Source organism: Priestia iocasae, assembly GCF_016909075.1.
Classification (GTDB): domain Bacteria; phylum Bacillota; class Bacilli; order Bacillales; family Bacillaceae_H; genus Priestia; species Priestia iocasae.
The window spans coordinates 845,334-869,876 of the sequence record NZ_JAFBFC010000001.1 but is presented as its reverse complement, the minus strand read 5'-3'; the positions used below and the strand labels follow the sequence as shown (position 1 = coordinate 869,876).

General features: G+C 36.1%; 24 protein-coding genes. 7 read left to right on the top strand and 17 right to left on the bottom strand.

The features are described 5' to 3' along the window. Nucleotides 1-57: 57 nt before the first annotated feature. Nucleotides 58-1,551, bottom strand: a complete 1,494-nt coding sequence (locus JOC83_RS04400; protein WP_239583295.1) for an aldehyde dehydrogenase family protein — start codon at nt 1,549-1,551, stop codon at nt 58-60. Nucleotides 1,552-1,861: 310 nt separating this feature from the next. On the opposite strand from JOC83_RS04400, the gene JOC83_RS04395 reads away from it, so the two are divergent. Beyond that, a complete protein-coding gene (locus JOC83_RS04395; protein WP_205184268.1) occupies nt 1,862-2,473 on the top strand; it encodes a class I SAM-dependent methyltransferase in 612 nt (203 codons plus the stop codon). A 45-nt stretch (nt 2,474-2,518) separates the two neighbouring features. On the opposite strand, the gene JOC83_RS04390 is transcribed toward JOC83_RS04395, so the two are convergent. From JOC83_RS04390 to JOC83_RS04375, 4 genes are all read right to left on the bottom strand, one after another. After that, a complete protein-coding gene (locus tag JOC83_RS04390; protein ID WP_205184265.1) occupies nt 2,519-3,913 on the bottom strand; it encodes an L-cystine transporter in 1,395 nt (464 codons plus the stop codon). A 270-nt stretch (nt 3,914-4,183) separates the two neighbouring features. Further along, the gene (locus JOC83_RS04385) at nt 4,184-4,558 is read right to left on the bottom strand and encodes a hypothetical protein (protein WP_239583294.1); all 375 of its coding nucleotides are present in this window, start codon (nt 4,556-4,558) and stop codon (nt 4,184-4,186) included. Between the two features lie 243 nt (nt 4,559-4,801). After that, the gene (locus JOC83_RS04380) at nt 4,802-5,551 is read right to left on the bottom strand and encodes a polysaccharide deacetylase family protein (protein ID WP_205184263.1); all 750 of its coding nucleotides are present in this window, start codon (nt 5,549-5,551) and stop codon (nt 4,802-4,804) included. A 16-nt stretch (nt 5,552-5,567) separates the two neighbouring features. Then, on the bottom strand, nt 5,568-5,711 hold the full coding sequence (locus JOC83_RS04375; RefSeq protein ID WP_205184260.1) for a hypothetical protein: 144 nt from the start codon (nt 5,709-5,711) through the stop codon (nt 5,568-5,570). A gap of 130 nt (nt 5,712-5,841) precedes the next feature. Between JOC83_RS04375 and JOC83_RS04370 the strand changes: the two genes are divergently transcribed. Continuing rightward, the gene (locus JOC83_RS04370) at nt 5,842-6,450 is read left to right on the top strand and encodes a hypothetical protein (RefSeq protein ID WP_205184258.1); all 609 of its coding nucleotides are present in this window, start codon (nt 5,842-5,844) and stop codon (nt 6,448-6,450) included. Nucleotides 6,451-6,576: 126 nt separating this feature from the next. Continuing rightward, a complete protein-coding gene (locus JOC83_RS04365; protein ID WP_205184256.1) occupies nt 6,577-7,239 on the top strand; it encodes a hypothetical protein in 663 nt (220 codons plus the stop codon). A gap of 126 nt (nt 7,240-7,365) precedes the next feature. Here JOC83_RS04365 and JOC83_RS04360 read toward each other — a convergent pair whose 3' ends face one another. From JOC83_RS04360 to ltaS, 8 genes are all read right to left on the bottom strand, one after another. Next, complete coding sequence (locus tag JOC83_RS04360) at nt 7,366-7,785, bottom strand: DUF4395 domain-containing protein (protein WP_205184254.1); 420 nt, start codon at nt 7,783-7,785, stop codon at nt 7,366-7,368. A gap of 133 nt (nt 7,786-7,918) precedes the next feature. After that, nucleotides 7,919-9,064 (bottom strand): toxic anion resistance protein, encoded by a 1,146-nt coding sequence (locus JOC83_RS04355; RefSeq protein ID WP_205184251.1) that lies wholly within the window; start codon nt 9,062-9,064, stop codon nt 7,919-7,921. Between the two features lie 19 nt (nt 9,065-9,083). Beyond that, entirely contained in the window at nt 9,084-9,734 is a 651-nt protein-coding gene (locus JOC83_RS04350) for a 5-bromo-4-chloroindolyl phosphate hydrolysis family protein (protein WP_239583293.1), read from the bottom strand. A 183-nt stretch (nt 9,735-9,917) separates the two neighbouring features. Then, the gene (locus tag JOC83_RS04345) at nt 9,918-10,994 is read right to left on the bottom strand and encodes a Ger(x)C family spore germination protein (protein ID WP_205184245.1); all 1,077 of its coding nucleotides are present in this window, start codon (nt 10,992-10,994) and stop codon (nt 9,918-9,920) included. Next, complete coding sequence (locus tag JOC83_RS20130; RefSeq protein WP_205184243.1) at nt 10,991-11,638, bottom strand: GerAB/ArcD/ProY family transporter; 648 nt, start codon at nt 11,636-11,638, stop codon at nt 10,991-10,993. The genes JOC83_RS04345 and JOC83_RS20130 overlap by 4 nt, the downstream gene beginning before the upstream one ends. Further along, nucleotides 11,581-12,090 carry a GerAB/ArcD/ProY family transporter gene (locus JOC83_RS20125; protein ID WP_205184241.1) on the bottom strand — a complete coding sequence of 170 codons (510 nt, stop codon included), beginning with the start codon at nt 12,088-12,090 and terminating at the stop codon, nt 11,581-11,583. Before JOC83_RS20125 ends, JOC83_RS20130 begins: the two co-directional genes overlap by 58 nt. Then, nucleotides 12,080-13,501, bottom strand: a complete 1,422-nt coding sequence (locus JOC83_RS04330; protein ID WP_205184239.1) for a spore germination protein — start codon at nt 13,499-13,501, stop codon at nt 12,080-12,082. The genes JOC83_RS20125 and JOC83_RS04330 overlap by 11 nt, the downstream gene beginning before the upstream one ends. Before the next feature lie 104 nt (nt 13,502-13,605). Next, nucleotides 13,606-15,555, bottom strand: a complete 1,950-nt coding sequence (gene ltaS, locus JOC83_RS04325) for a lipoteichoic acid synthase (protein ID WP_239583365.1) — start codon at nt 15,553-15,555, stop codon at nt 13,606-13,608. 325 nt (nt 15,556-15,880) lie between these two features. On the opposite strand from ltaS, the gene JOC83_RS04320 reads away from it, so the two are divergent. Further along, nucleotides 15,881-16,333, top strand: coding sequence for a hypothetical protein (locus tag JOC83_RS04320; protein WP_205184233.1), 453 nt, complete (start codon nt 15,881-15,883; stop codon nt 16,331-16,333). 129 nt (nt 16,334-16,462) lie between these two features. On the opposite strand, the gene JOC83_RS04315 is transcribed toward JOC83_RS04320, so the two are convergent. After that, a complete protein-coding gene (locus tag JOC83_RS04315; RefSeq protein WP_205184230.1) occupies nt 16,463-16,618 on the bottom strand; it encodes a hypothetical protein in 156 nt (51 codons plus the stop codon). Between the two features lie 121 nt (nt 16,619-16,739). Between JOC83_RS04315 and JOC83_RS04310 the strand changes: the two genes are divergently transcribed. After that, complete coding sequence (locus tag JOC83_RS04310; protein WP_205184227.1) at nt 16,740-17,468, top strand: potassium channel family protein; 729 nt, start codon at nt 16,740-16,742, stop codon at nt 17,466-17,468. Here JOC83_RS04310 and JOC83_RS04305 read toward each other — a convergent pair. Next, nucleotides 17,462-17,983, bottom strand: a complete 522-nt coding sequence (locus JOC83_RS04305) for a glycosyl-4,4'-diaponeurosporenoate acyltransferase CrtO family protein (RefSeq protein ID WP_205184224.1) — start codon at nt 17,981-17,983, stop codon at nt 17,462-17,464. The genes JOC83_RS04310 and JOC83_RS04305 overlap by 7 nt on opposite strands. Next, nucleotides 17,980-19,080: a glycosyltransferase gene (locus tag JOC83_RS04300; protein WP_205184221.1), complete on the bottom strand. Its 1,101-nt coding sequence runs from the start codon at nt 19,078-19,080 to the stop codon at nt 17,980-17,982. Before JOC83_RS04300 ends, JOC83_RS04305 begins: the two co-directional genes overlap by 4 nt. Nucleotides 19,081-19,213: 133 nt before the next feature. Here JOC83_RS04300 and JOC83_RS04295 point away from each other — a divergent pair, with 133 nt between their 5' ends. After that, nucleotides 19,214-20,725 carry a phytoene desaturase family protein gene (locus tag JOC83_RS04295; protein WP_205184218.1) on the top strand — a complete coding sequence of 504 codons (1,512 nt, stop codon included), beginning with the start codon at nt 19,214-19,216 and terminating at the stop codon, nt 20,723-20,725. Between the two features lie 46 nt (nt 20,726-20,771). Here JOC83_RS04295 and JOC83_RS04290 read toward each other — a convergent pair whose 3' ends face one another. Then, nucleotides 20,772-22,325: an AbgT family transporter gene (locus JOC83_RS04290; RefSeq protein WP_205184216.1), complete on the bottom strand. Its 1,554-nt coding sequence runs from the start codon at nt 22,323-22,325 to the stop codon at nt 20,772-20,774. Between the two features lie 356 nt (nt 22,326-22,681). Here JOC83_RS04290 and JOC83_RS04285 point away from each other — a divergent pair, with 356 nt between their 5' ends. After that, complete coding sequence (locus JOC83_RS04285) at nt 22,682-24,454, top strand: solute:sodium symporter family transporter (protein WP_205184214.1); 1,773 nt, start codon at nt 22,682-22,684, stop codon at nt 24,452-24,454. Nucleotides 24,455-24,543: the final 89 nt, after the last annotated feature.

Genomic DNA, 24,543 nt, shown 5'->3' with positions numbered 1-24,543 from the left:
ATGCAAATAACCCCTATCGCTTGTCCGATAGGGGTTATTTTATGAGATTGCGAACGATTAATCCATGTTAATCCAAACGCTTTTGACCTCGGTATAATTCTCTAATGCATAGCTTCCCATTTCACGGCCTATGCCTGATTGTTTGTATCCACCAAATGGACTTGCTGCATCAAATGCATTGTAGCAATTCACCCACACTGTTCCTGCTTTAATACCGTGAGCAAGGTAGTGAGCTTTCTTAAGATCCTGCGTCCAAATGCCAGCTGCTAGACCATATGATGTATCATTGGCTTTTGAAATCAAATCATCTAAATCATCAAATGGCATTGCAGCTACAACTGGCCCAAAGATTTCTTCACGGGCAATCGTCATTGAATGATTCACATCAGCAAAAATAGTAGGCTCAACAAAATATCCTTTGTCAAAAGGAATATTTCCACCTGTTAATACTTCTGCTCCTTCTTCAATACCTTTATCGATGTATCCTTTTACTCTCTTTTGCTGTTCAGCAGAGACTAGAGGTCCCATTGTCGTATCTTGTGCTAAGCCATGTCCTTGCTTAATTGACTTAGCTTGTGATACTAAATCAGCTACAACGTTATCGTACAAGCTTTTTTGAACATATAAACGACTTCCTGCGCAGCATACTTGTCCTTGATTGAACATCACACCCATTAATGCCCCGGGTACTGCTTTTGATAGATCCGCATCAGGTAAGATAATATTCGGTGATTTCCCTCCAAGCTCCAATGTAACACGCTTTAATGATTCGCTCGCTTGCTTCATAATATATTTTCCAACGGCTGTTGATCCTGTAAAGGCAATTTTATCAACAAGTGGATGGTCAACAAGCGGTGCGCCTGCTGTTTTACCGTAACCTGGAACAACATTTAATACGCCTTTTGGGATACCTGCTTCTTCAGCTAACTTTGCTAAATATAAAGCAGATAATGGCGTTTGCTCTGCAGGTTTTAATACGACCGTACACCCTGTTGCAAGTGCTGCTCCTAGCTTCCAAGCAGCCATAAGTAACGGAAAATTCCAAGGAATAATTTGTCCTACAACTCCTACAGCTTCATGGCGAGTATAATTAAAATAATTTCCTTGAACAGGGATGGTTTGTCCAACAATTTTTGTGGACCAACCAGCAAAATAGCGGAAATGTTCAATCGCTAATGGTACGTCAGCAGCTGATGTTTCTCGAAGAGGCTTACCATTATCTAATGTTTCAAGCTGAGCTAGTTCTAACTTATTTTCTTCCATTAAATCCGCAAGCTTATAAATGAGACGACTACGCTCTGCCGTCCCCATCTTGGACCAAGGACCATTGTCAAACGCTTCTCTTGCCGCTTTTACAGCTCGGTCAATATCTTCAGGATTTGCTTCTGCAACCTCTGCTAGTTTTTCACCTGTTGCTGGATTAACGGTTTCAAACGTTTTACCTGATAATGAATCAACCCATTCACCATTGATGTATAGCTTTTTCACACCTGTTAAAAAATTAGCTAGCTTCGCACTCACTTCAACTGATTTTGTACCAATATTTTGCATATTCCCATACCTCCCCTATATATTGGAAACGCTTACAAAATATATTCTATCATGCTTTTCTTTAAAATCAACTAATTTGTTTGAAAAATCAATCTTTTAGATTAAAAAGAACTCACAAACAGTGATCCAAATTTACTGACCCTCCTCAATCAATTCACATAGGCAGATAACATTCACTTCACCAGGAAGGTGGCAACTGCTTATGTCTAAAAAAATAGATATGCCAGTCCTATCGTTATGTCAATTTCTCTAAATGGATTGATGTAGTATGATAGAATAGAGAGAACAACGCTTTCTAAAGGAGTTATCTATGCTGAAATATACAGGGGAACGAATCATCCCTGAATTAATGAAACCAACGAACGGTATGCTATTAGAACACCTTGCTCGTTATCATTTTGCGATTCATTATTTAAATGGAAGAGTTCTTGATTTTGCTTGTGGAAGTGGATTTGGTAGTCAAGCAATGGCCAAAGCAGCTAAAAAGCGGATTAATCAAATTGTAGGTATCGATATAGACGCCGCTTCTATTCAATACGCAAATGCACATTATTATCATCCTTCTGTTTCATTTCAACAAGCCGATGCTGTTGATCCTTCTCTCCCTGAGAAGCTTGGACAGTTTGACGTCATTGTCAGTTTTGAAACATTAGAGCATATTGAAGATGAAGGTCAATATATGTCTAATATTTTTCACATGCTAAAACCTGGTGGAACACTTATTATCTCTACTCCGTTTGGCTTAGGAAGAGGAAAGCCTACTTCCGAACCTTTTCATGTACATCAATTAACAGAAGAAGAATTTAAACAGTTATTTCACAACTACAGCCAAGTGGACTTTTATTATCAAAAAGGAGTATTAGTCGAACCAGGACGTCAAGGCTTGCACTATCCAATCGGCATTGCCGTATGCACAAAATGAAAAAAGGTTGATTACTCGTTAAAATGAGTAATCAACCTTTTTCTGTTACGCTTCTACTGCTTCTGCTTCAATTGAACGATCATTGTATGTTTCTGTATCAAGTTCATTTGTTACTTTACTCGTCACAACTCCAGCTGTCATACTACCACTTACGTTAACGGCTGTACGCCCCATATCAATTAAAGGTTCAACAGAGATTAATAGACCAGCTAATGCAACTGGTAAGTTCATCGCTGAAAGAACTAATAATGCCGCAAATGTTGCTCCTCCACCAACACCTGCAACACCGAATGAACTAATGGCTACAATGGCAATTAGCGATGCGATGAAAGATGGAGACAATGGATCAATCCCTACTGTTGGCGCAATCATTACTGCTAACATCGCTGGATAAATACCCGCACAACCATTTTGACCAATTGATAAACCAAATGAGCCTGCAAAGTTTGCAATTCCTTCTGGTACACCCATTTGTTTTGTTTGTGCATTAATATTTAATGGCAATGTTCCTGCACTTGTACGTGACGTAAAGGCAAATGTTAGAACAGGTAAAGCTTTCTTCACATACGTTAATGGATTTAATCCAACGACTGTTAATAATAATAAGTGAATGATAAACATAACCGCTAACGCTACATAAGATGCAACGACAAATTTCCCTAAGCTTACAATCGCATTAAAGTCACTTGTTGCAACGGTTTTTGTCATGATTGCAAGTACGCCGTACGGAGTAAGGCGTAAAATCAACGTAACAACGCGCATTACGATTGCGTAGAACGTATCAACAATCTTAGCGAACATTTCTGCCTCTTCAGGTTTTTTGCGTTTCACACCTAAATAAGCAAGACCGATAAACGCTGCAAAAATAACAATCGCAATCGTTGATGTTGGACGTGCTCCTGTAAAATCTAAGAACGGATTTGCTGGAAGAAGCTCTAGAATTTGCTGAGGCATCGTTTTTCCTTCAAGGCCTGACATATTTTCTTCTAATGCTTGACCACGAGCTACTTCTGCATCTCCTTGTTCGATTTGTACGGCTTCTAAATTAAAACCTATTGCTGTTGTAATCCCAACCGCTGCCGCAATAGCCGTTGTTCCTACTAAAATACTAATAATAAGACCACTAATCTTACCAATATTGTTTGTTAACTTTAAACGAGTGAATGCTGCAACAATTGAAATGAATACTAAAGGCATGACAATCATCTGCAGAAATTTAACGTATCCGCTTCCTACAATTGCGAACCAGTCAGCTGTTGTTGTAATAATATCTGAACCGGCTCCATAAATAAATTGTAATGCAAAACCAAATACAATCCCTAGTCCTAGAGCTGTAAATACACGCTTCGAAAATGAAACATGTTTCTTTTGCATTGTAAATAAACCCCAAATAATGAATAGTAATATTGCAATGTTTACAATGACAAACAATGTGTTCATTATTGATCCTCCCATTTTCTTACTTTTATTTTCAACGTATATTACACTTTATTACAGTAAAACCAATAAGTCAACTAGGATATACAAAAAAATCAAAAGTCTTATTTTTCGAATTATTAACACTCTATCTAAACCTCGATAAATCAAGGCTTATCGTTCATTTGAAATTTCTCCACACATCTACTTCCCTTTCTTAATCCCTAGTTATTCAGTATGTTTTTCTTTTGAATTATAAAAAAGAGTTGCCTCTTCTTGTCGAGACAACTCTTTTTAGGAATATAGTTCTGTAAGCCATTTAACAAACAAATCTCCTGGAAGTTCAAGGTGAGATAAATCTTCACTTACAACATCTTTATACGTCGTACCTTGTAACAGATAAAAGTACCACTTCCAACTAACATCTTTTGCTACTCCATATCCTTTTGCTCGTTCTTTTCTCACTGGATCTTCACTTAACATATCATCTAACCATTTTTGGTCATCCATTTCATATTCATAGTGATAAAGTGTATATTTATCACACCAATAAACTAATTGCTGATGAGAAAAACCATTTTCACGATCACAAATCTGCAAAAGTAACGATCGCAAATTTTCTAGCGTATATGATAGAGTAATTTTTGGTTCTGGCTGAGACACATTCATCTATACGACCCTTTCCGACGACATCGTTCCTTTTCTTTCATTAGAACATGTCCGTTTCGAAATCGCAATAATAAATCAATTACGTTTTAATTACTGTTTCTTTACAAGAATAACCCTTCTATCCATCTTTACGTTTATCTCAGTCCTTCTTTACTTATACGCAAATAGGAATCCCAAGCATTCAACAAGAGATGCTAACTGTAAAAGCCCTTGCTTACACAATGAAAATGAAAGGCACTTCCTCTATAAAGGATAGAGTGATTTATAATTTGGATGATGTTTTAGCAAGTCAGAGATGGTAACGAATTTATATCCTCGTTTTTCAAGTTCAGGCAAAATTTGTTTAAGTGCTTCAATCGTTTGTCTACGATTACCTCCTGTATCATGAAATAATACAATATCGCCCGACCTAGCATTATTCAACACTTGATTTACAATGCGCCCTACACCTGGATTTCTCCAATCAAACGTGTCTTGATGCCATGACCACATTACAACCGTATACCCTTGACTTTTAGCTGCATTTACTACGTTATCATCATAATAGCCTGTTGGAGGACGAAATAAATAGGACGGCTGCCCCGTTATTTCTTCAATCGCAGTACCCGCACGTTTAATCTCTTCTTCAATTCGTTGAACGGATTGCCCTTGAACTTGAAGGTGACTATATGTATGATTAGCAAGTTCATGTCCTTCTTTCACTTGCCTTTTGGCAATGCGAGGGTAGCGATCAATCCGGCTTCCAACGACAAAAAATGTTGCTTTTGCTTCATATTCATCTAATAAATTCAAAATGACAGGCGTATATCTAGGATCTGGACCATCATCGAATGTTAACGCAATAATTTTCTCTTCTTTCGTTGGAACCTCCCACACGATGTCCCCTTTTTTTTCGTAATAAAACCGGCTTTTTTTAGCTGCTTCTGTCTCATTATGAGTAAGAATGATTAATGTAAATAATAGGAAAGCTCCCCACAAACGAACCTGTCTCATTAACTCTCCCTCCAATTCAATCTTCTACTACATCAGACTTAGATTTAGAGCTCTCTTCAACCGTGTCATCTACAATCGCACGTAAATCCGCCCAAAATAATTGTTCACTGCAAATCAAATGTTTCTCTTGTTGAATCTCACTTTGCAGTTGCTTCTTCATCCTTATCACCTCGATATCAAGCTTATTATCTTTAGCATATCCAATTTGAATGCGTTTACAATTTCTAGATATAGGGTATTGATAAACTATACGTAAAAAAGCAAGTCTAACTTTCACAAGGAGGAAAACCATGAGTATTCATTTATTAATAAGTGCCATGTTGCTAAGTTCTCCCACTACTATACATACTGAGAAACCTATGCAAATCTCCCAACTATCAATTGAAGATAAAAAGACCATCATTCTAAATAAATGGCTAGCCGCTGAAGCAAATAGACCATTAAAGAAATCTTTCATTATAAACAAGGACTCAAAAAACGCATTATTAAAAACAAGTGCTAATCAACAATACACTCTCTATGTATTTAACGAATATGAATTTGCAGAAGAAGAACCAGGGAAAGATATGATTTTTTCAAAAGAAAACCCTCATGAATGGATGAGAATTGAAGTGCTACGTGATGACACAAACTTAGACGATGCTGCTTCTGATATGAAAACATTTTTTGAAGCTGGATTTGGACATTCTACCGAAGGTACACCTCCTTCTTCTCCAGAAGCACTCATAAAAGATATTGTAAAAGTGTATGAAACTGAAAATGAGAAAGAGGTAGGGAAAGCTTATTTAATCAAAGGAAATGATTCTCGCCCACCACTTCGAGTGACAATTGTTGCACCAAAAGAACTAAATAAGATTCCACTCTTACTGAAAATGATTGAAACCATAGAAAAGAAATAGCCTCTTAGCAAAAAAACATGTTTATAGAGTAGATTTTGTTCTCAAATAAACTTTCTTTCATTTTTTTGTAACCTTTCCTATTTTTTTCAGTCTAATGGATGAACAACTTTTTAGGAGGTTTTTAAAATGAAGAAATGGCTTTTTATTTTTCTAGCATGTGGTTTAACAATGACCGCTTGCGGTACAACTAACAATACAAGTGATGAAACAAATGGACAAACACCTGCTATTGAAGAACCTCAAGAGAACGAAGCTACGCAACCGGAAGATTCGGAAGAAACAAATGGAGATGAGCCTGTTAGTTCAGATGACAACCAACTGATTCGTCTTCCTGAACAACTCATGACATATGAAGTAGAAGGAATGAAAGAAGAACAAACAGGATTTTTAAAGCAAAGCAATAATCAAGACTACAGTTTATATGTTATGGAAAACTATACGATGACAGAAGAAGAGCCCGGAAAAGATGTAATTTCATATAACAATAACAAAGAAATGTGGATGCGTGTTGAATTACTAGAAGAAACGAGTGACCTCAGTCAAGTAGAAGAAGAGACAAAAGCAATGATGGAGGCAGGCTTTGAAGAAGCAAATAAAGTAGAGGGTCCAACAGGAAAAGACTTTAACGTTGTCGCTGCCTTTGAAGGTCAATTGCAAAATGAAAAAGGAGCTGCTTATGTTGTAGAGGGTAATGATCATCATCCTCCTTTACGCCTAACCATTTTCGCTCCTGCAGAAGCAGAAAGCTATACTCCATTTATGGAAATGGCTAAAACTATTCAGAAATAAAGACCTATCGTGAAGAGATACGAAGTTTGATCAGTTGACTATTATAACGAACTCCCTTGTCTACTAATCGTCTGAGGTTAGAAAGACAAGGGAGTTTTACTTTTGATCGACTACGGCTCTTTTTTATTAAGCTGCGTTTTGCTTTTGTGTTTTTTTATACTTCCACATTGTATAACGATATCTCACCGTACATCCGATGCAATATCCCATTAACGCAACACCAGCAGCTGTTATAACCATTACACTAAAAATTGTTCCTACAATTGTCCATCCCATTACAAAGCAAATAAATGCAACACTTAACAAGCTCGTTGCAATCCACTGGTTAAACAATTGTTGATCTCTATCTTCCTGAAGATAGGATTGAAGTGGACGTCGTAAAAACGTCTTCCCTACTAACATAATTGGATTCTTTTTTGTTGTGACTGTTACAACACCTATAACAATTGGAAGAATTAGTACGTAAAAGGAGCCGACTAACCCTAACACTGTTGTCACGACAATAAACCATTGATTTAATTGAACAAGTGGTTTTGGTATACTCATGTTGAAACTCCCCTCTTTGGTGAATTCATTTCCTCTATTATATCGATTGATTTACTAGGAATAAAGAGAAAGTTGTACCAAAAAGTCGCGTGTCGGATGAGGCTGTCACAGCTCTTTTGACACACGACCTGTTTTATTTTAAATTCATCAGCTTATTTTTTAAATCTTGCTCCATTTGATATAGCTCTTTCTCTGCTTCTGTTCGTTTCACTCGACCTTCTTGTTGAATCTTTAAAACATCTTCTAATGTTGAGATTAAATTACTTTGTGTTTTCTTTAATGTTCCAATATCAACAATTCCTGCTTCATTTTCTCTTGCTACTTCTATTGTATTTTGTTTCAGCATTTCAGAGTTTTTCGTTAGCAATTCATTCGTCGTCTTTGATACTTGCTTTTGTGCTTCCATTGCCTTCTTTTGACGTAGCAAAGTTGTAGCTATGACTACTTGATTTTTCCAAAGAGGAATGGCTGTTAAGATGGAGCTTTGAATTTTCTCTACTAATGTTTGATTAACTTCTTGAATCATACGAATTTGTGGTGCGCTTTGCAAAGCAATTTGGCGACTCAACTTAAGATCATGTGTACGCTTTTCAAGGCGATTAATAAACTGATGTAAATCATTAACCTCTTGCACCATTAAATAATCATTCGTTGATGATGCTTTTTGTTGAAGAGCAGGCAATGTTTCTTGACGAAGAGTTTCTAACTTATATTCCGCTGCACCAATATAGACATTTAATGCTTCATAAAATTGGCGATTCTTATCATACAGGTTATCTAACATCAGAATATCACGATAAAGCATCTGCTTTGAGCCTTCTAGTTTATCTGCAATTTTATCAATTTCTACATTTATACTTTGATATTTCGACAACAATTGCTGAAGAGGCTTAGAAAGGCCTGAAAATAACTTTTTAAATACCCCTTTTTTCTTTTGAGTGAAGTCATCAGGATTCACTTGGTTGATTTTGCTCATTAACTCTGCAATGACATCTCCAACGGGACCAGAATCTTTTGTTTGAACGTGTTGTAGAACCGATTGTGAGAATTGAGAAAGCTCTGTTTGAGCAGCTACTCCATATTGCAAAATCGCTTGTTGATTTTTAAAATCAATTTGCTGAGCAATTTTTTTCGCTCGCTCTTGATGTTCTGGTGTTAAATAATCAAACGTACGCTGAGTCTTCGCTTCTATGGATTCTACTTCCTCTTTTGCAACAGGAGCTGCAAAAGGGTTATTTAACAAATCATCTAACATATCCTCTTTTTCTACTTCTTTCATATCCGTTTCCTCCTACTCCCTACTTCCGACGGTCTAATGACGTAGGAATCCATTGTTTATCGTTTTGAAAGGTTTGCTTTAAGACTTTCATTTCGACATCTAATGTTAATACATCATTCGATAATGCTTGATTTAAAAGACGATCATATTTTAATGCCATTTCATCTATCATTACTTCTGCTTCTTTTAAGCTTTCTGTCATTTCAATACTTTTTCCTGGTTTTGACAGCAAAAAGAAATATCGTTCTACTAACGTAACGGTTGCTGGCAAGTAGTTAACAAAGAACGGTTGCACATCTTTATAGCGCATTGGTTCTTTTTCGACCATTTCAATGATGGCTTTAGAGACTTTATAAAGTCGCGACAGCTGTGCCCACATGTGGATAGACCTTACTTTAAAACGATACCTACTTATTATCGCTAATTTCTTTTTTGCTTCACGTACTTGATGCTTAGAATAGGCAATCTCTTCTCGATACGGATTCTGAAGGCGTAGTCGTAACGACTTTAAAATAGGAATGGCAAAGCTTACTCCTGCAACGGCAAAACCTATCATCATTGATACAAAAAAATTCAAGTCAAATCCAAAGTAAAATATGGGAACGGATATCGCACCTGCTGTCCAGGAAAGGGCTAGCCATTTCAGTACTCGCAATACTTTCACGCCCATTCACTCCTATCTTTTTCATTTCTTTTATTATAGCACCATGACAACATGTCTCAAATAGATACCTTATCTGATTATACGAAGAAAACAAGCGTTAAGTTTCATCCATTTCCTTCTATATAAAAAACGCGGCTTATCCATTAGGCGATAAGCCACGTTTTTTGCTTAATCTATTGTTTAAGAACGTTAACTGACAATGCCAGAATGTAGGATTTCCACATCACAATTTACTTGTATTGAAACATCTTTGTACATTTCCTTCCACTCTTTATTTTTCCAGTCTCTTCTTCTCATTCTTACTTGTTCACCAATTCCTAAAGAATCAAGATTTTCTTCTTGTAGCTTTGCAAGTAATTCCTGACAGTCATGTTCTATTTGCTTTTCCATTTCTTTTTTATATTGCTTGATTTGGTCTGAGATTGGCAAATCGCCATTCACTTCTTCAGAAATATAACCTTTAATGCGAATATTAATTTTAACTGAAGGTACTTGACCTTTACCAATGTCGTAGTTTACTTTAGACGCTACATTTTGTAGCATCAATTTTTCATCTTTAAATTTCACTTGATACGATCCGGTTTTAAAGTCCTCATACATAGCACGAAATAGAAACAAGTCATCTCTAGAAACAATGCTTTTCACCTTATCTTTTTTAAATAGGGCCAGACCCGCAAGTCGAATGTTTCCTTCTGTTAAAATAACATATGGAAGAATAGGTTCTTTTCCCTCAGAAAAATACATAAATAAAAATTGGTGCAAATCAGTTGTAGGTAAATTACCTGCCTCTTGATTATTTTTAATTAAATCGTAAATATACCGTGCGTTTCCCTGGTTAAATCCTAAATCATTAATAAGGTATGGACCAGATTTTCCTTTCGTTACGGCTACAATTACATCTCTTCCGATAGTAGGATCTCGCTGCAATGTATCAATCATCTCATTAATACCATTTTCCGCCACTTTATAACTAAATAATAAGGTTGATAATTTCCCACTAAATATAGGCTTTTGTGTAGCTTCATTTAATTGAATGCGAGCTTCTTTTGTTGAATCCCCTAAAACAGAAACCGTTTTGTATTCTGTTTTATCTCCTTCATTATGAATAGGATAAAATGAAGTAAAACGATAGTTTTTCTCATCACTTTTATCCACCGCAATTCCTTGCGTAATCTGTATTTCGTCAATAATCTTTTTATCTTTTACACAACTTGTTGTTAGCAGTAAAAAACAGCAGAGAAACATTAAACTAGAAGATTTTTTCATTTTTCCCACACCTTTTTACGAATGAAGACTATAAAAAATAAGAAAGGGATATATCCATAAATCAAATAAAAACCTACTTCAGAAACAAACGTATTTAATTTATCAACCTCTTCTCGAGTCTCAAAGAATAATGTTGCAACAAAAGCTGTGATTAGACCAACCCATAGCATGTACGTTTGCTTAATGTGACATGTTCTCTTTATAACACGGCTAAATCCCCAAAATGCCAAGGCTAGATTCGGAACAATAATTAAGCCAAAAAATGTAATACCGATGTATTCAAATCGTTCAACAAAAGGAAACTTTACAATTTTCCATTCACTTAATGTCGGCCAAACAACCGTTTGAAGTTGCTTTGAGCTAAAAAATACCGTCGTCGAAAAAGCAGTAATTAAATAAATCAAGACGGTGGACATGTTGCCAAAATGAGCCCACTTTTGAGATTCCTTTGCTTTTTTTATAAATGGGTAATAGATCAATAAGTATTCAAATCCTAAAAGGCTTAACGTCATGCTTTTTGTACCTGTTAGATATTCTTTCCAAGAATGGTTAGCGATGGGTAGTAAATTTGTCAATTCTCCATCTCTTATCGGGAAGTAATGAGTAATGATAAGCCAAACGAGAATAAAAAAGACAATACACACATTCCAACAACTGAACGAAACCCAAATGAGATGACATAATAAGATAATAAAATATATAAAAGGGAAAGGGACCACACTTGCAAGTTAGGAAACATCCATGTTTGTACCACTTCAATATACGTTCGTAATACCGTCATTCCTCCTAACAGAAAATAAAAAGACAACAGTATACTTACTATATTTCCAAGCCATTTCCCAAATAATTTCTGTTGAATATGTACAATGTCATTATTATGTGTATTCAATATGTAATACATCATATAAATAATGACATGAATCGTTGCACCCGATAAAATGACAACAATCCAATTATCTTGTTCCACTACCTTAGCAATGTAACGGACAAACCCTAAAATACCTACCCCTATTTGCCCCGAAACAACAATATAAAAAACCATATATGCTGTAATTAAAAACTGTGGGTCAATGCGGTTATGACGATTATCTTTCATCAATATCATTCATCCTTGTTTTAAATCGATTACTCTTCTTTGTACGCTCTTGAATTGGACGCTTCTTCTGCATCGAAAAAGGAAGTCGAATGATTGCATCTTTCCAATCTGCTAATCGTAGTGGATAAAGCGGTTCCATATAAGGTCTACCAAGCGATTTCAAATTAATCAAGTGCACAATAAAAAAAGTTAACCCTAACATTAAACTGAGCATCCCCCATATATTAGAAGCTATCAAAAGAGGAAAGCGGATAAGACGGATCGTATTGCCCATTCGATAAACTGGCGTTGTAAAGGAAGCTAATGCAGATAAGGCTACAATAATGAGTAAGACGTTACTCGTTAAGCCGGCTTCAACCGATGCAGTTCCAATCACAATTCCTCCTACGATACCAATTGTTTGTCCTACTTTTGTTGGTAAACGTGCTCCTGCCTCTCTAAGCAACTCAATTGTGATTTCTAAAAATATCGCTTCTAAAATAGGCGGAAACGGAATTCCGCTCCTTGAAGAGACTAATGTCCCTAATAAGTCGTTTGGAATTAACTCTGGATGATAAGTTAAAACCGCTACATATAAAGGGGTAGCAAAAATAGAAAACAAAACGGCAAAAATTCGAATAAGACGTAAAGCAGAAGCAATCTGCCATGACAAATAATAGTCTTCGAAAGCCGAGAAAAATTCAATTAGCGTAATTGGACCAATAACCGCTTGTGGGGAGCCATCCATTAAAAATACTACTTTCCCTTCTACTAAAGCCGCAACCGCTCGATCTGGTCTTTCTGTGTCAATAAGCTGAGGGAAAACTGATTTACTGTTATCTTCGAGAAACTGTATCAAATACGAACTATCCATTACATGGTCATAATCCACATCTTTCAGCCTTTGAACGACCGTTTGAACATTTTCTTCATCTGTAATGCCTTTAATCGATAATACATTAACAGTCGATTTTGTTAATTTACCTACAATAACCTCTTCTATTTGCAATTGTGGAATGGGTAATCTTTTTCTGATTAACGATAAGTTTGTATCTAGCGCCTCAATAAAGCTTTGTTTTGGCCCTAAAACACTAAACTCCACCTCTGGAATAGAAATGGCTCTATTTTGTTCACTGATAGCTTGGACTAGTAAAGCCGAATGAGCATCAACATGCTGAATACATACATATCCTTGCAACAGCTTCTCATGAATTTCTTTTTTTCGATGTCCTTTCACCATCATTCCGACCGGAAGAGACTTCTCTACATCTTCAATGGTGTTTGCACGATGTTCAACCAACGATTTCAAAATATCACGTTGTAACCTGTCTTGATCAATCAATGTCCGATAGTAATAGACTTGGAATGGATAGAAAGCTTCTTCCTCCTTCACGAAGTCTGGTATTTGCTCAAAAGAAGTCTGTTCATTCATAGTCAGCTTGAACACTCCCGTGAAAAGTAATTATCATTTAGATTGTGCGATTGATTATTTTCTATACAAAAAGCGCTACTTGTATTTAAGTAGCGCTTTTTGTTTTACTCTTCTCTTTTATTATAATCATATTTTGAGCGATCAACTGGCTCGAATCCCTCTGGTTTATGAAAACGTAATAAATCACCGTATACAAGCTTATCTGAAAGCTCTAGTTTTGTTTTTACTGCTTCATCATACTTTTCGTATTTTTTAGCAGCTTCTTCATCTAATTGCTCTCTCGTTTCATTATTGTACACTTTTCCATCTACTTGTGTGATTTCAGGTGTGACAAAATCACCATTACGGAATGGCACAAGCTCTTGGTGATCTTCAGATAATAAATCTGTACCAAAATCTAAATACTCTTTCGTATCCATACCAAGTAAATGCATAACGGTTGGGCGAATATCAACCTGACCACCATACGTGTGGTTTACTCCACCTTTTGCTCCTGTTTTTTCTTCCATATTTGGCATATGAATGAATAAAGGAACACGCTGTAATTGAGCATTTTCAAATGAGTTAATTTCTTTTCCTAACACTTTTGACATTGCTTTGTTATGGTTTGGTGAAATACCATAGTGGTCACCATACATAACAATCATCGTATTGTCATATAAACCGGATGCTTTTAAATCCTTGAAAAATTGTTTAAGTGATTCATCCATGTAACGTGCTGTTTGGAAATAACCATCGACTGATTTATCCCCTGTTGTATGAGGTTTAATCGTTTGATCTTCCTCATCTAATGGGTATGGGAAATGGTTAGACAATGTTAAAAACTTCGCTGTAAATGGCTGCTTTAATTCTTGTAAATACGGCATTGACTCTTTAAAGAACGGCTTATCTTTCAAACCGTAGTTTAACGTTTGTTCTTCAGACATATTATAGTAAGCTGAGTCATAAAACTTATCAACACCAAGTGATTTATACATCTCGTCACGGTTCCAGAACGATTTGCCGTTTCCATGGAACACAGCGTTCGTATAGCCCTCTTGACCTAAAATGGCTGAGTTAGCTTGATACGTGTTGTTTGCCTTCGTTGTAAACACCGACCCTTGAGGCAATGGGAACAACGAATTTTCTAGCATAAATTCTGCATCTGATGTTTTACCTTGTGCTGTTTGATGAAACACATTATCAAAATACATTGTATCTTTATCTTTTGTTAATGAATTTAAAAACGGTGTTACTTCTTCACCGTGCAACTTATAATCAAGCGCAAATGTTTGAAGTGATTCTAATGAAATGTAGATCACATTCATTCCTTTTGCTTTACCAAAATATTGATCATTTGGCTTGGCATACGTTGATTTTGCGTAGTTCTCAATTTCTGCCACATCATTGCTGTCTGCTAAAGCACGTTGCGCCGATGATTTTGAGCTTTGAATAATATCATACACTGTATAGTTATATGCACCTAAATATTTCACTAAATAATTTCGATCGAACGTTCGTGTTAACAATTGAGGGCGGTCCATCTCTGCTAATGCCAAGTTTGCAGTAAAAACAAGGATACCCGCTAAAAATACACCTGTTACAGAACGACGTGTCATAGTAGGAAGTTCTACTTTCTTCCATAATACAATTGCTAATGCAACAAAGAAATCTAAAAAGTAAAGCAAATCATATGGCTGAATGAGCGCCATCGCACTGCCACCAAGTTGACCGAAGTTATCAGACTGTGTCAGCACGGGAACCGTAATAAAATCGTTAAAGAAACGATAATAAACGACGTTTGCATACAAGATAAATGATAAGAAAAAATTAATCCCTAGTAATGCTTTTATTTTACGACGACCTTTAAACAGTAAGGCAAAAGCAAAGAAGAAAATCGCCGAGCCTACTGGGTTAATGAATAATAAAAATTGTTGAATAAAGTTTTCAATCCCTAGATTAAACTCTATTTGATACACAGCATACGTTTTAATCCAAAAGAATAAAACGACTAAAGAGAAAAAACCAAGTTGTGTAATGGCAATTGTTTTTGTTTGTTTAATGAGCTTGTTCATCTCTATCATCTCTATCACCTCTATATCTCTATCTAAGCTCATGGTACATATAAAGAAAGTCACGTTTACAAAAAATGTAATGTGACCTCGGTTGCTCTTAACACATTTTAACGCTATAAAATAAATTGTCAACACTTTATCTAAAAAATAAAGCAAACGATACGGCGTCCATATTTGTTATCTTTCTATTCATTTTATCCTTCCAACTATGGCAAAATACGTGATAAGGATTGTTAATGTTTTCTCCTTAGAATCAATTTCTAACGCCAAATATAATCCTACGTGATACACTGATACATGTAAATGAAAAACAGGAGGTAACCATTTGAGAGAAAGCATTCTTTTTATTACCGATATCGTTAATGCCATTCATGACCTTTTAATTGATTTATTTCAATCATTAGGTTTTCAATTAACGGATAAAGAGCTTCATTTTTGGATTATTGGTTTAATTGGTATCGTTACCTTTATCTTTGTATATATAACCTTTAAAATGTTGTCGAAATGGAAATTTAGCATCGCCACTATTTCCTTTATTTATACGTTTACAATGATGATCATTCTGGTCTTTGCCATTGAAATTCAGCAAGGTATAACGAATCGTGGTCACATGGATTTTAGTGATGCAGTTATAGGGTTATGGGGCTTTGTTGTCTTTTTCTTCATTTATGCAGTCATAGGATTACTTTTCTTACTTATAAAAAGAGGATTATCTTCGAAAACAAAGAAAAAAAATTCAGCAACTCCATCTCATAATCGAAGAAGTCGTCATTTGTAAAAGAAGGATGTTCGATACATCATGAGCATATCATTTAAAAATGAACTAAGTCGTTATTAAAATACAACAAGAAAAAGAAGTAGGTTTGTCAAATGAAGCTGTTGTTGCTTCGCTTGACAAACCTTTTTTCTAAGACGGATTTACTTCATCTAACGATAACGTTGTCACTTCTGTAAAATCATGATGTTCAATTTCCTCTTTTGTTGCATCTTGATTTAATTCTTGTTTATCACTCATACCTGGAGCTATAGTAGGTTCATTCGTTTCTTTTTTATCCTTCTTCATGTTTGCACACCTTTCTTCAAAAACGTTACTTCTGTTATGAACAGACTTTTATTATTTTTTGTAGCTTCCTAAAAAAAATTCTTGTTACACTGTTAGTAAACTTATAAAAAGGAGTTTACATATGAAAATCGAGGGTATAAAAAAGTTTGTCTTTATTTATGAGTTTATTCTCTTTGTATTAGCACTTATTTCTTTTGTCTTAACATGGAGTGAAGAAGGTCGATACCACCTTTTAGACACATTTGTGTGGATCACGTTTGTCATTGATATTAGCGTGCGCTTCTTTTCAGCTCCTCGAAAGTGGGAGTACATTAAGCGGAATCCCCTCGATATCATTGCCGTCATTCCATTAGATAATGTTTTTCAGCTATCTCGCGTCGTACGTCTAATTCGTGCACTTCGCCTTTTAATTATTATAAGGAGGTATGCATTACCAGTTGCTCAAGCGTTAAATAAATATGGATTAAGTAAAGCCTTAAGCGCTGTCACGATTCTTATTTTTTTAACCTCCATTCCAATTGTGCATTTTGAACCAAGCATCACTAACTATTCTGATGCAATCTGGTGGTCAATCGTGACAGCTACGACTGTCGGGTATGGAGATATCTCCCCTGAAACCCTTGTTGGTCGCTTTATTGCCATTCTACTCATGTTATTTGGAATAGGATTGATTGGGATGATTACCGGTTCCATTACAAGCTATTTTTTGTCAGAAGAAAACAACCCAGATGAAACCACTTCTTATTTAACATCTCAAATAAAAAGGATAGATGAGTTAAATAAAGAAGAAATTGATATCCTTATTGCGATCTTGAACGAAAAGAAAAAGAAAAAAGAGTTGGATCACTGATCCAACTCTATGTATGTAGACGAAATAGCTGTGTCATCGATACTTCCCTTTTTTTGTATTAATTTGGTCAATCGAATTCTGTTATAACGTTGTACCATAATGAATGGGAGATTGAAGGTAACTGCATACACAATCATAATGATTCCTACAACAGGTGGATTCCATAAAAAGAAAAAAAGAGAAGGAGGGATGGATAACCAGTGCGTTAATTCTGCTCTTTTTGTTTCGAATAAAAACGTAGATAAATAAGCATTAGCATACCTTTTCAATGTTCTCTTCTCAAATCCTCTTTTATAGATTCCTCCACCCTCTGGCAGTTTGTCTTTCCACTTTTTCACCTGTAACCTCTCGTATAACCTTCCTCTTTCTTCCCACTTTTTCTCTTTATATATCCACGATTCTTGTTTGAAAAAGTCAATTGGGATAAGAACACATAAATAGGATATACCTAGATGAATAACGAGCCAGGAAAAGATGTTAATAATTGTCACTACAATCGGAGTGAATTCAATCATTTAAACATCTTCCTTTTACGTGTATCCACTTCAATTTGACGACCTTTCCACGCAACACTTTTCTTAAAGTTAGTTTGGATAAAAGACCAAGTGAAAATAGAAACAAAGAAAAGAATATGAATAGGAAACAACAAAGCCGCTAGAAACCCAAACGAACCAACCGTATGAAACACACGATAAAGTAAGATTGCAATCAGTAAATAGCCTGTTACTACTGGTAAAGGAGACTTTTGTATAAAAGTAGGCAGTTGAAAAACAAACGTCATCATCCCTGTAATCCATACACTAATAATGAATAAATAAAGTGGTTGAGTAGCTGCTGCACCAGAAGCAAAGCTTTTTGTCCAACCATTTATAAGAGAAATCAATCCTTCTGGATACATTCTCATAGATATAGCGCCCTTTCCGCCTATACATGTAACTCTTCCATCGTTTGCTAAAACGTGCTGTGCAAAAGCCATATTTTCAACTACTTCACTTTGAACCGCCTCATGACCTCCAAATGTAAAATAATCTCTTTTACTACAGATAAAGCATTGACCAAATCCACCCTTTGGTGTTGTCCATTGTTGAAATAAATGAAATGCACCCATTGATGCAAACGTCACGAAATGAAACATCACAGATAGCTGCTCATACATCTTTTTCACTTTATGAAATGGATGAATAAAAACAAAGCCCCCGCTTTTTTCAAACCTTTCAATCATTTTACACAGCCCATTTTTTTCAATGACAGTGTCAGCATCTAGAAAAACGAGCACATCACCCGTTGCGTGCTTCGCTCCATTCCAGCAAGCCCATGATTTTCCAAGCCATCCGTTTGGCAAATGACCTGGCTTAATGACAATCGCTCCAAACCTTTTAGCTACTGTTGCTGTATTATCCGTTGAATGATCATCAATAACAAGCACTTCATGGACTTGTTCTTTAATTGAAGATAAGACATTCACTAGATTTTTTTCTTCATTCCTCGCTGGAATAATGATAGAAACATGGCGTAACCCATTTAGTCGCTTACTTGGCACAACAAACTGAAATGTCGGAATGTACGTAAATAAAAATGCAGTAATCGCAATTGTAATGATAAGAAATGACACAAAAATTCCTCCTACGTATGAAATCGTATAAATTGGGTAAAATGGAAAGCTGAAAAGAACATTTTGGAAATATAAGGTACGAACATTGCTATTGTTGACAACTCTTCAGCTTTTTATAAGGAGGTAACATAAATTGAAAAAGAAAGTTTTAGTTGTCGGAGCAGGCTTAGGAGGCTTATCTGCTGCCATTCGCCTTGCTTCAGACGGATATGATGTCACTGTGATTGAAAAAGGAGAACGTATTGGTGGAAAATTAAACATCCGTAGCGGAAAAGGGTTTACATTCGACACTGGACCATCCATTTTAACAATGCCATGGGTGCTTGAACAGCTATTCGCTAGTGCAAACCGAGATTTGCATGATTATGTAAAGATTGAACGCATTGAACCCCAATGGCGAACGTTCTTTGAAGATGGAAAAACAATTGACTTAACGAGTGATATTCCAGCCATGCTAGAAGAAATGAAGAAAGTCTCACCTGAAGACGCTGACGGTTTCTTCGAATACTTACACTATTGCAGTAAGATGTACGAATACAGCATGAAGAGCTTTTATAAGAAAAGCTTAACAGGACTTCACGACTTACGTTCACTGCACAGTGTAAAAGAGCTATTGAGCATGGACCCCATGAAGTCAATGGATGCGTCTACAAGAAAATATATAAAAGATGAACACTTACGCCAATTGTTTAACTTCTTAGTGATGTATATCGGTTCTTCTCCATATAACACACCTGCTATTTTATCTCAGCTCACTCATGTACAGCTAGGACTGGGCATTTACTATGTACAAGGTGGCATGTATAAAATTGCCGAAGCACTGGGGAAAGTACTAAATGAACTAGGTGTAGAAATTCGATTAAACACAGCTGTTAAAGAAATTGTGACAAACGGACATCGTGCATCAGGTCTGTTACTTCAAACAGGTGAAATGATTCCTGCTGATCTTGTTGTCTCAAACTTAGAAGTAATCCCTACATATAAAACGTTATTGAAAGAGCATCCACAAGCAAAGCGTGAGGTCGAGCATCTTTCTAAATATGAGCCAACTGTATCAGGACTTGTTTTACTGCTAGGAGTTAATCGTAAATATGAAAAGTTAGCTCATCATAATTTCTTTTTCTCAAAAGATCAACGAGTTGAATTTGATACCATTTTTAATAAGAAAGAAATAGCAGATGATCCAACAATTTACGTTGGCATTTCTTCAAAATCTGATTCTACTCAAGCACCCGAAGGAAAAGAGAATTTGTTCGTGCTTACTCATGTCCCACCATTAAAGGACGGACAAGACTGGACAGATATTCAAGCTCACTATCGAGAAATGATCTTAACGAAATTAGAAAGAATGGGGATGGAGGATTTAAGAAAGAGCATTGAGTTCGAGTACACGTTTACACCAAATAATTTACAAGAGCTATATGGAGCAAATGGTGGCTCTATTTATGGTGTCGTAACGGATCGAAAGAAAAACGGTGGATTTAAAATTCCAAGCAGAAGCCACCTGCTCTCTAACCTCTACTTCGTCGGTGGATCTACACATCCAGGTGGTGGTGTACCGATGGTCACTCTTTCTGGACAATTAACAGCAGATGCGATTAATGAAGATTTAAAAATGCCTCGTATCAATCGAGAAATTGGATAATCCTTCATAAAAAAAAGAGGTGGTTCACTAGGAACCACCTCTTTTTTCATAAGCGAATATAATGGCCTGGACCTAACGGTAAGCCAAGGAAATACCATACGGAGAATAAGATTGTCCAGAAAATAAAGTAAGCAATGGAGTAAGGTAACAACGCTGAGATTAGTGTTCCTACACCTAACGTTCGATCATATTTTTTTGCAAAGGTAAGAACAATTCCGAAATAAGCAAGCATTGGTGTAATTGGATTGGTAATAGAGTCACCAATTCGATAAGCCATTTGCGTAAATGCGGGACTATATCCGATTAGCATAAACATCGGAACGAAAATAGGACTTAAAATCGCCCATTTTGCTGATGCGCTCGCAATTAATAAGTTGATAAAACCACAAAGAATAATAAACCCTAAAAGTAAAGGTAAACCCGTTAAGCCGATTATTTGTAGAAGCTCCGCACCTTTAATTGCAATGATTGAACCTAGATTACTCCATTCAAAGTAGGTAATCATCTGAGCAGAAATAAAGGCTAAAACAATGTAATACCCCATACCAGACATTGCTTTTGTTAAATGCTGTGATACATCTTTATCTGATTTTAAAACCTTTGCTCCCATTCCATAGGCAAGAGCTGGAATAAAAAAAGCAACAAACATAATTGGAACAAGTCCATCCATAAATGGGGAATCTAATAAGCCTCCATTTTCAGGATGACGCAATAGTGCATTCTTTGGCAACGTTGCAAAAAGCAACAAGACGAGGTATACAAAAAAAGATAATCCAGCCCATTTTAACCCTTTTGCTTCTTCAAGTGTTAACTTTGTTGTTTCCCCTTCTGTATCAGCGGGACCGTTATAGATGCCAAATCTTGGCTCTACAATTTTCTTTGTAACAAAAACGGTGACAGGAATTAAAACAAAGGTAGAAGCAACTAAAAAGTAATAGTTCATTGCTGGATTTGCTTTATAGGACTTGTCAATGAACTGTGCACTTGATTCTGTAAATCCAGCAATCATCACATCAAGCATGGCTAAAATTAAATTTGCACTAAATCCACCTGCTACTGCTGCATAAGTCATTGCCAATCCAACAATTGGGTGTTTTCCAATTGATAAAAACACGAGTGCTGCAATTGGAGGCAAGACAATCATGGCTGCATCAGCCGCTGAGTTCCCCACTACGCCAATTAGAACGATAGCAGGTAAAATTAACTTTTTAGGTGCGATCGACACCATTTTTTTTAATAACGCAGACACAAGCCCTGTTGATTCAGCAAGACCTACCCCTAGCATTACAACAAGCACGAGACCAAGTGGTGGAAATGACATAAAGTTATTAACCATTTCCGATAAAATCTTGATAAGTCCCTCTCGACTTAACAAATTCACGGCTTCAATCTTTTCTTTTGTTGCGGGATTTATTGCTGACACCCCAAGCTTTCCTGCAATAAAAGAACTGATCAAAATAAGCACTGTTAGGATAAAGAAAAGCGTGATAACATCTGGCAGTTTGTTTCCCGTTTTCTCAATAAAATCTAAAAAGTACTGAAATACACTGTTCCTTCTTTTTTTATTATTTACTTCTACCTCCGATGTTGACACAATCATTCACGTCCCCTTTCTCTTTGATGTTTCAACCGCCCCTCCTTCACTTTCAGAATATTTTACAAATATAATAAAAATCTTATATTTTGTAAAGGTATTTATTAGAATTTTTACATTTTTCATACAAGCAGTCATGAAAGGATATCTTTACTTAGTCCTAACGAACGATTTTCTCTTGTTTTTTTTGTAAAATGTTTACTTCAAAAACAGACGGGTACTAAATTGACAGAAAGCAGTCATGACATTAAACGTTTTCTATCTATCATGTAACGTCTAGAGCGCCCTATTATCACATACAATCTAATTTTTCTGAATTAACAAACAATTTAACAAAGAAAAACAGAAAGTGAGGAAAAAACATGCACTTAGGCAGCATTTGGTTTACATTATTATCTTGTGCTTTTTTCATGGGGCTTGTTGGATGGGTTTCTTACCAAAAAACAAAAGGAGAGGTAAATGACTCTACAGGTTACTTTCTTGCTGGTCGAGGATTGACAGGAGGATTCATTGCCGGATCACTTTTATTAACAAACTTGTCTGCTGAGCAGCTAATCGGACTTAATGGACAAGCTTATCGAACAAATTTATCAAATATGGCTTGGGAAGTAACAGCAGCATTTGCTATTGTTATTATGGCCATTTACTTGCTACCAAAATATTTAGGTGGAAGCTTCACTACATTACCAGAATTTTTAAGCACACGATTTGATGAAGGAGTCCGACGCTATACCGTTATTTTATTTATGTTTGGATACATTTTTGTGACAATACCGTCTATGCTCTATTCAGGAGCACTTGCTGTTTTACAACTTTTTGATATTCCAAACTTGCTAGGGATTAGTTATGTACAATCTGTTTGGCTCGTGATTTGGATTATTGGAATTATTGGAGCTATTTACGCAATCTTCGGTGGTTTAAAAGCCGTTGCCGTCTCTGATACGATTAACGGAATAGGCTTACTCATTATTGGAATTTTAGTTCCTGTTTTAGGCTTCGTTGCGTTAGGAGATGGTAACTTATTCGACGGCATGAAAACAATTGCCACCAAAAATCCTGAAAAACTAAATGGCATTGGAACAAATCAAGATTCTGTTCCAATTGGTACCATTTTTACAGGTATGATTTTTGCAAACTTATTTTATTGGGCATCCAATCAATACGTGATCCAACGTACACTAGGAGCAAAAAGTTTAGCAGAGGGACAAAAAGGAGTATTAATTTCAGGCTTTTATAAACTATTAGTGCCTGTCTTTATGATGCTTCCTGGCGTCATTGCTTTTCATCTTTATGGAGATTCATTGCGTACCGTTGATTTAGCATATCCAACCTTAATTGCAAATGTATTACCGACTTACTTATCTGGATTTTTCTTAGCTGTTTTGTTAGGAGCCGTCTTTAGCTCCTTTAACTCCTTATTAAATAGTGCAGCCACAATGTTTGCTCTTGATATTTACAAAACACAAGTAAACCCACATGCTTCAGATAAACGATTAATTTTAGTAAGCAAGTACTTTGGCTCTATTGTTGCTCTCATCACATTGTTTATTTCACCATTTTTAATGCAAGCACCGGATGGATTATGGGATTTAATTCGTAAATTCACTGGATTCTTTAACATTCCTATTATCGCAATCTTGCTTGTAGGCGTCTTTTCAAAATATGTACCGTCTCTTGCAGCCAAAGTCGTCATTTTTTTCCACGTCATCGCGTACTATCTGCTTGTCTGGGGAACAAATCATTTATTTAATGTAACAGTCGACATTCACTTCATTCATATTTATGCGATTTTATTCTTTATTGAAGTTGCTATGATGCTTATTATCGGAAAAATCAAACCTAGGTCTACACCGTATCGCTTTAAAGCCAAAGCAACTGTCAATATGACACCTTGGAAATATACACTTCCAACAGCGATTATTCTTTTAGCATTAGTTGCCCTTACTTACATTGTTTTTTCTCCGATTGGTGTTGCGTATCAAAATGGGGTTGTCTCTCCTGCGTTTGGCTACTGGATAGGAGCACTGATTATTTTTACTAGTATTCTTGTTCACTTATCCCTTAAGCAATGGCATAAGAAATACAAAATGGTCATTCAAAAACAAAACGAGAAGTCTATCAACATCGTTTCATAAGGTTATGAGGAAAAGAGGTTGGGCCAAAAGAGCCAACGAACACTTCTCTATTCGACCCAATTCACAACATCCCTTGCCGTCTAAGTCTA

What these genes read in the sequence shown, in the direction of transcription:
- JOC83_RS04400 (WP_239583295.1), bottom strand. Translation starts at nt 1,551, where the DNA reads ATGCAAAATATTGGTACAAAATCAGTTGAAGTGAGTGCGAAGCTAGCT.
- JOC83_RS04395 (WP_205184268.1), top strand. Translation starts at nt 1,862, where the DNA reads ATGCTGAAATATACAGGGGAACGAATCATCCCTGAATTAATGAAACCA.
- JOC83_RS04390 (WP_205184265.1), bottom strand. Translation starts at nt 3,913, where the DNA reads ATGAACACATTGTTTGTCATTGTAAACATTGCAATATTACTATTCATT.
- JOC83_RS04385 (WP_239583294.1), bottom strand. Translation starts at nt 4,558, where the DNA reads ATGAATGTGTCTCAGCCAGAACCAAAAATTACTCTATCATATACGCTA.
- JOC83_RS04380 (WP_205184263.1), bottom strand. Translation starts at nt 5,551, where the DNA reads ATGAGACAGGTTCGTTTGTGGGGAGCTTTCCTATTATTTACATTAATC.
- JOC83_RS04375 (WP_205184260.1), bottom strand. Translation starts at nt 5,711, where the DNA reads ATGAAGAAGCAACTGCAAAGTGAGATTCAACAAGAGAAACATTTGATT.
- JOC83_RS04370 (WP_205184258.1), top strand. Translation starts at nt 5,842, where the DNA reads ATGAGTATTCATTTATTAATAAGTGCCATGTTGCTAAGTTCTCCCACT.
- JOC83_RS04365 (WP_205184256.1), top strand. Translation starts at nt 6,577, where the DNA reads ATGAAGAAATGGCTTTTTATTTTTCTAGCATGTGGTTTAACAATGACC.
- JOC83_RS04360 (WP_205184254.1), bottom strand. Translation starts at nt 7,785, where the DNA reads ATGAGTATACCAAAACCACTTGTTCAATTAAATCAATGGTTTATTGTC.
- JOC83_RS04355 (WP_205184251.1), bottom strand. Translation starts at nt 9,064, where the DNA reads ATGAAAGAAGTAGAAAAAGAGGATATGTTAGATGATTTGTTAAATAAC.
- JOC83_RS04350 (WP_239583293.1), bottom strand. Translation starts at nt 9,734, where the DNA reads ATGGGCGTGAAAGTATTGCGAGTACTGAAATGGCTAGCCCTTTCCTGG.
- JOC83_RS04345 (WP_205184245.1), bottom strand. Translation starts at nt 10,994, where the DNA reads ATGAAAAAATCTTCTAGTTTAATGTTTCTCTGCTGTTTTTTACTGCTA.
- JOC83_RS20125 (WP_205184241.1), bottom strand. Translation starts at nt 12,090, where the DNA reads ATGAAAGATAATCGTCATAACCGCATTGACCCACAGTTTTTAATTACA.
- JOC83_RS04330 (WP_205184239.1), bottom strand. Translation starts at nt 13,501, where the DNA reads ATGAATGAACAGACTTCTTTTGAGCAAATACCAGACTTCGTGAAGGAG.
- ltaS (WP_239583365.1), bottom strand. Translation starts at nt 15,555, where the DNA reads ATGAACAAGCTCATTAAACAAACAAAAACAATTGCCATTACACAACTT.
- JOC83_RS04315 (WP_205184230.1), bottom strand. Translation starts at nt 16,618, where the DNA reads ATGAAGAAGGATAAAAAAGAAACGAATGAACCTACTATAGCTCCAGGT.
- JOC83_RS04310 (WP_205184227.1), top strand. Translation starts at nt 16,740, where the DNA reads ATGAAAATCGAGGGTATAAAAAAGTTTGTCTTTATTTATGAGTTTATT.
- JOC83_RS04305 (WP_205184224.1), bottom strand. Translation starts at nt 17,983, where the DNA reads ATGATTGAATTCACTCCGATTGTAGTGACAATTATTAACATCTTTTCC.
- JOC83_RS04290 (WP_205184216.1), bottom strand. Translation starts at nt 22,325, where the DNA reads ATGATTGTGTCAACATCGGAGGTAGAAGTAAATAATAAAAAAAGAAGG.
- JOC83_RS04285 (WP_205184214.1), top strand. Translation starts at nt 22,682, where the DNA reads ATGCACTTAGGCAGCATTTGGTTTACATTATTATCTTGTGCTTTTTTC.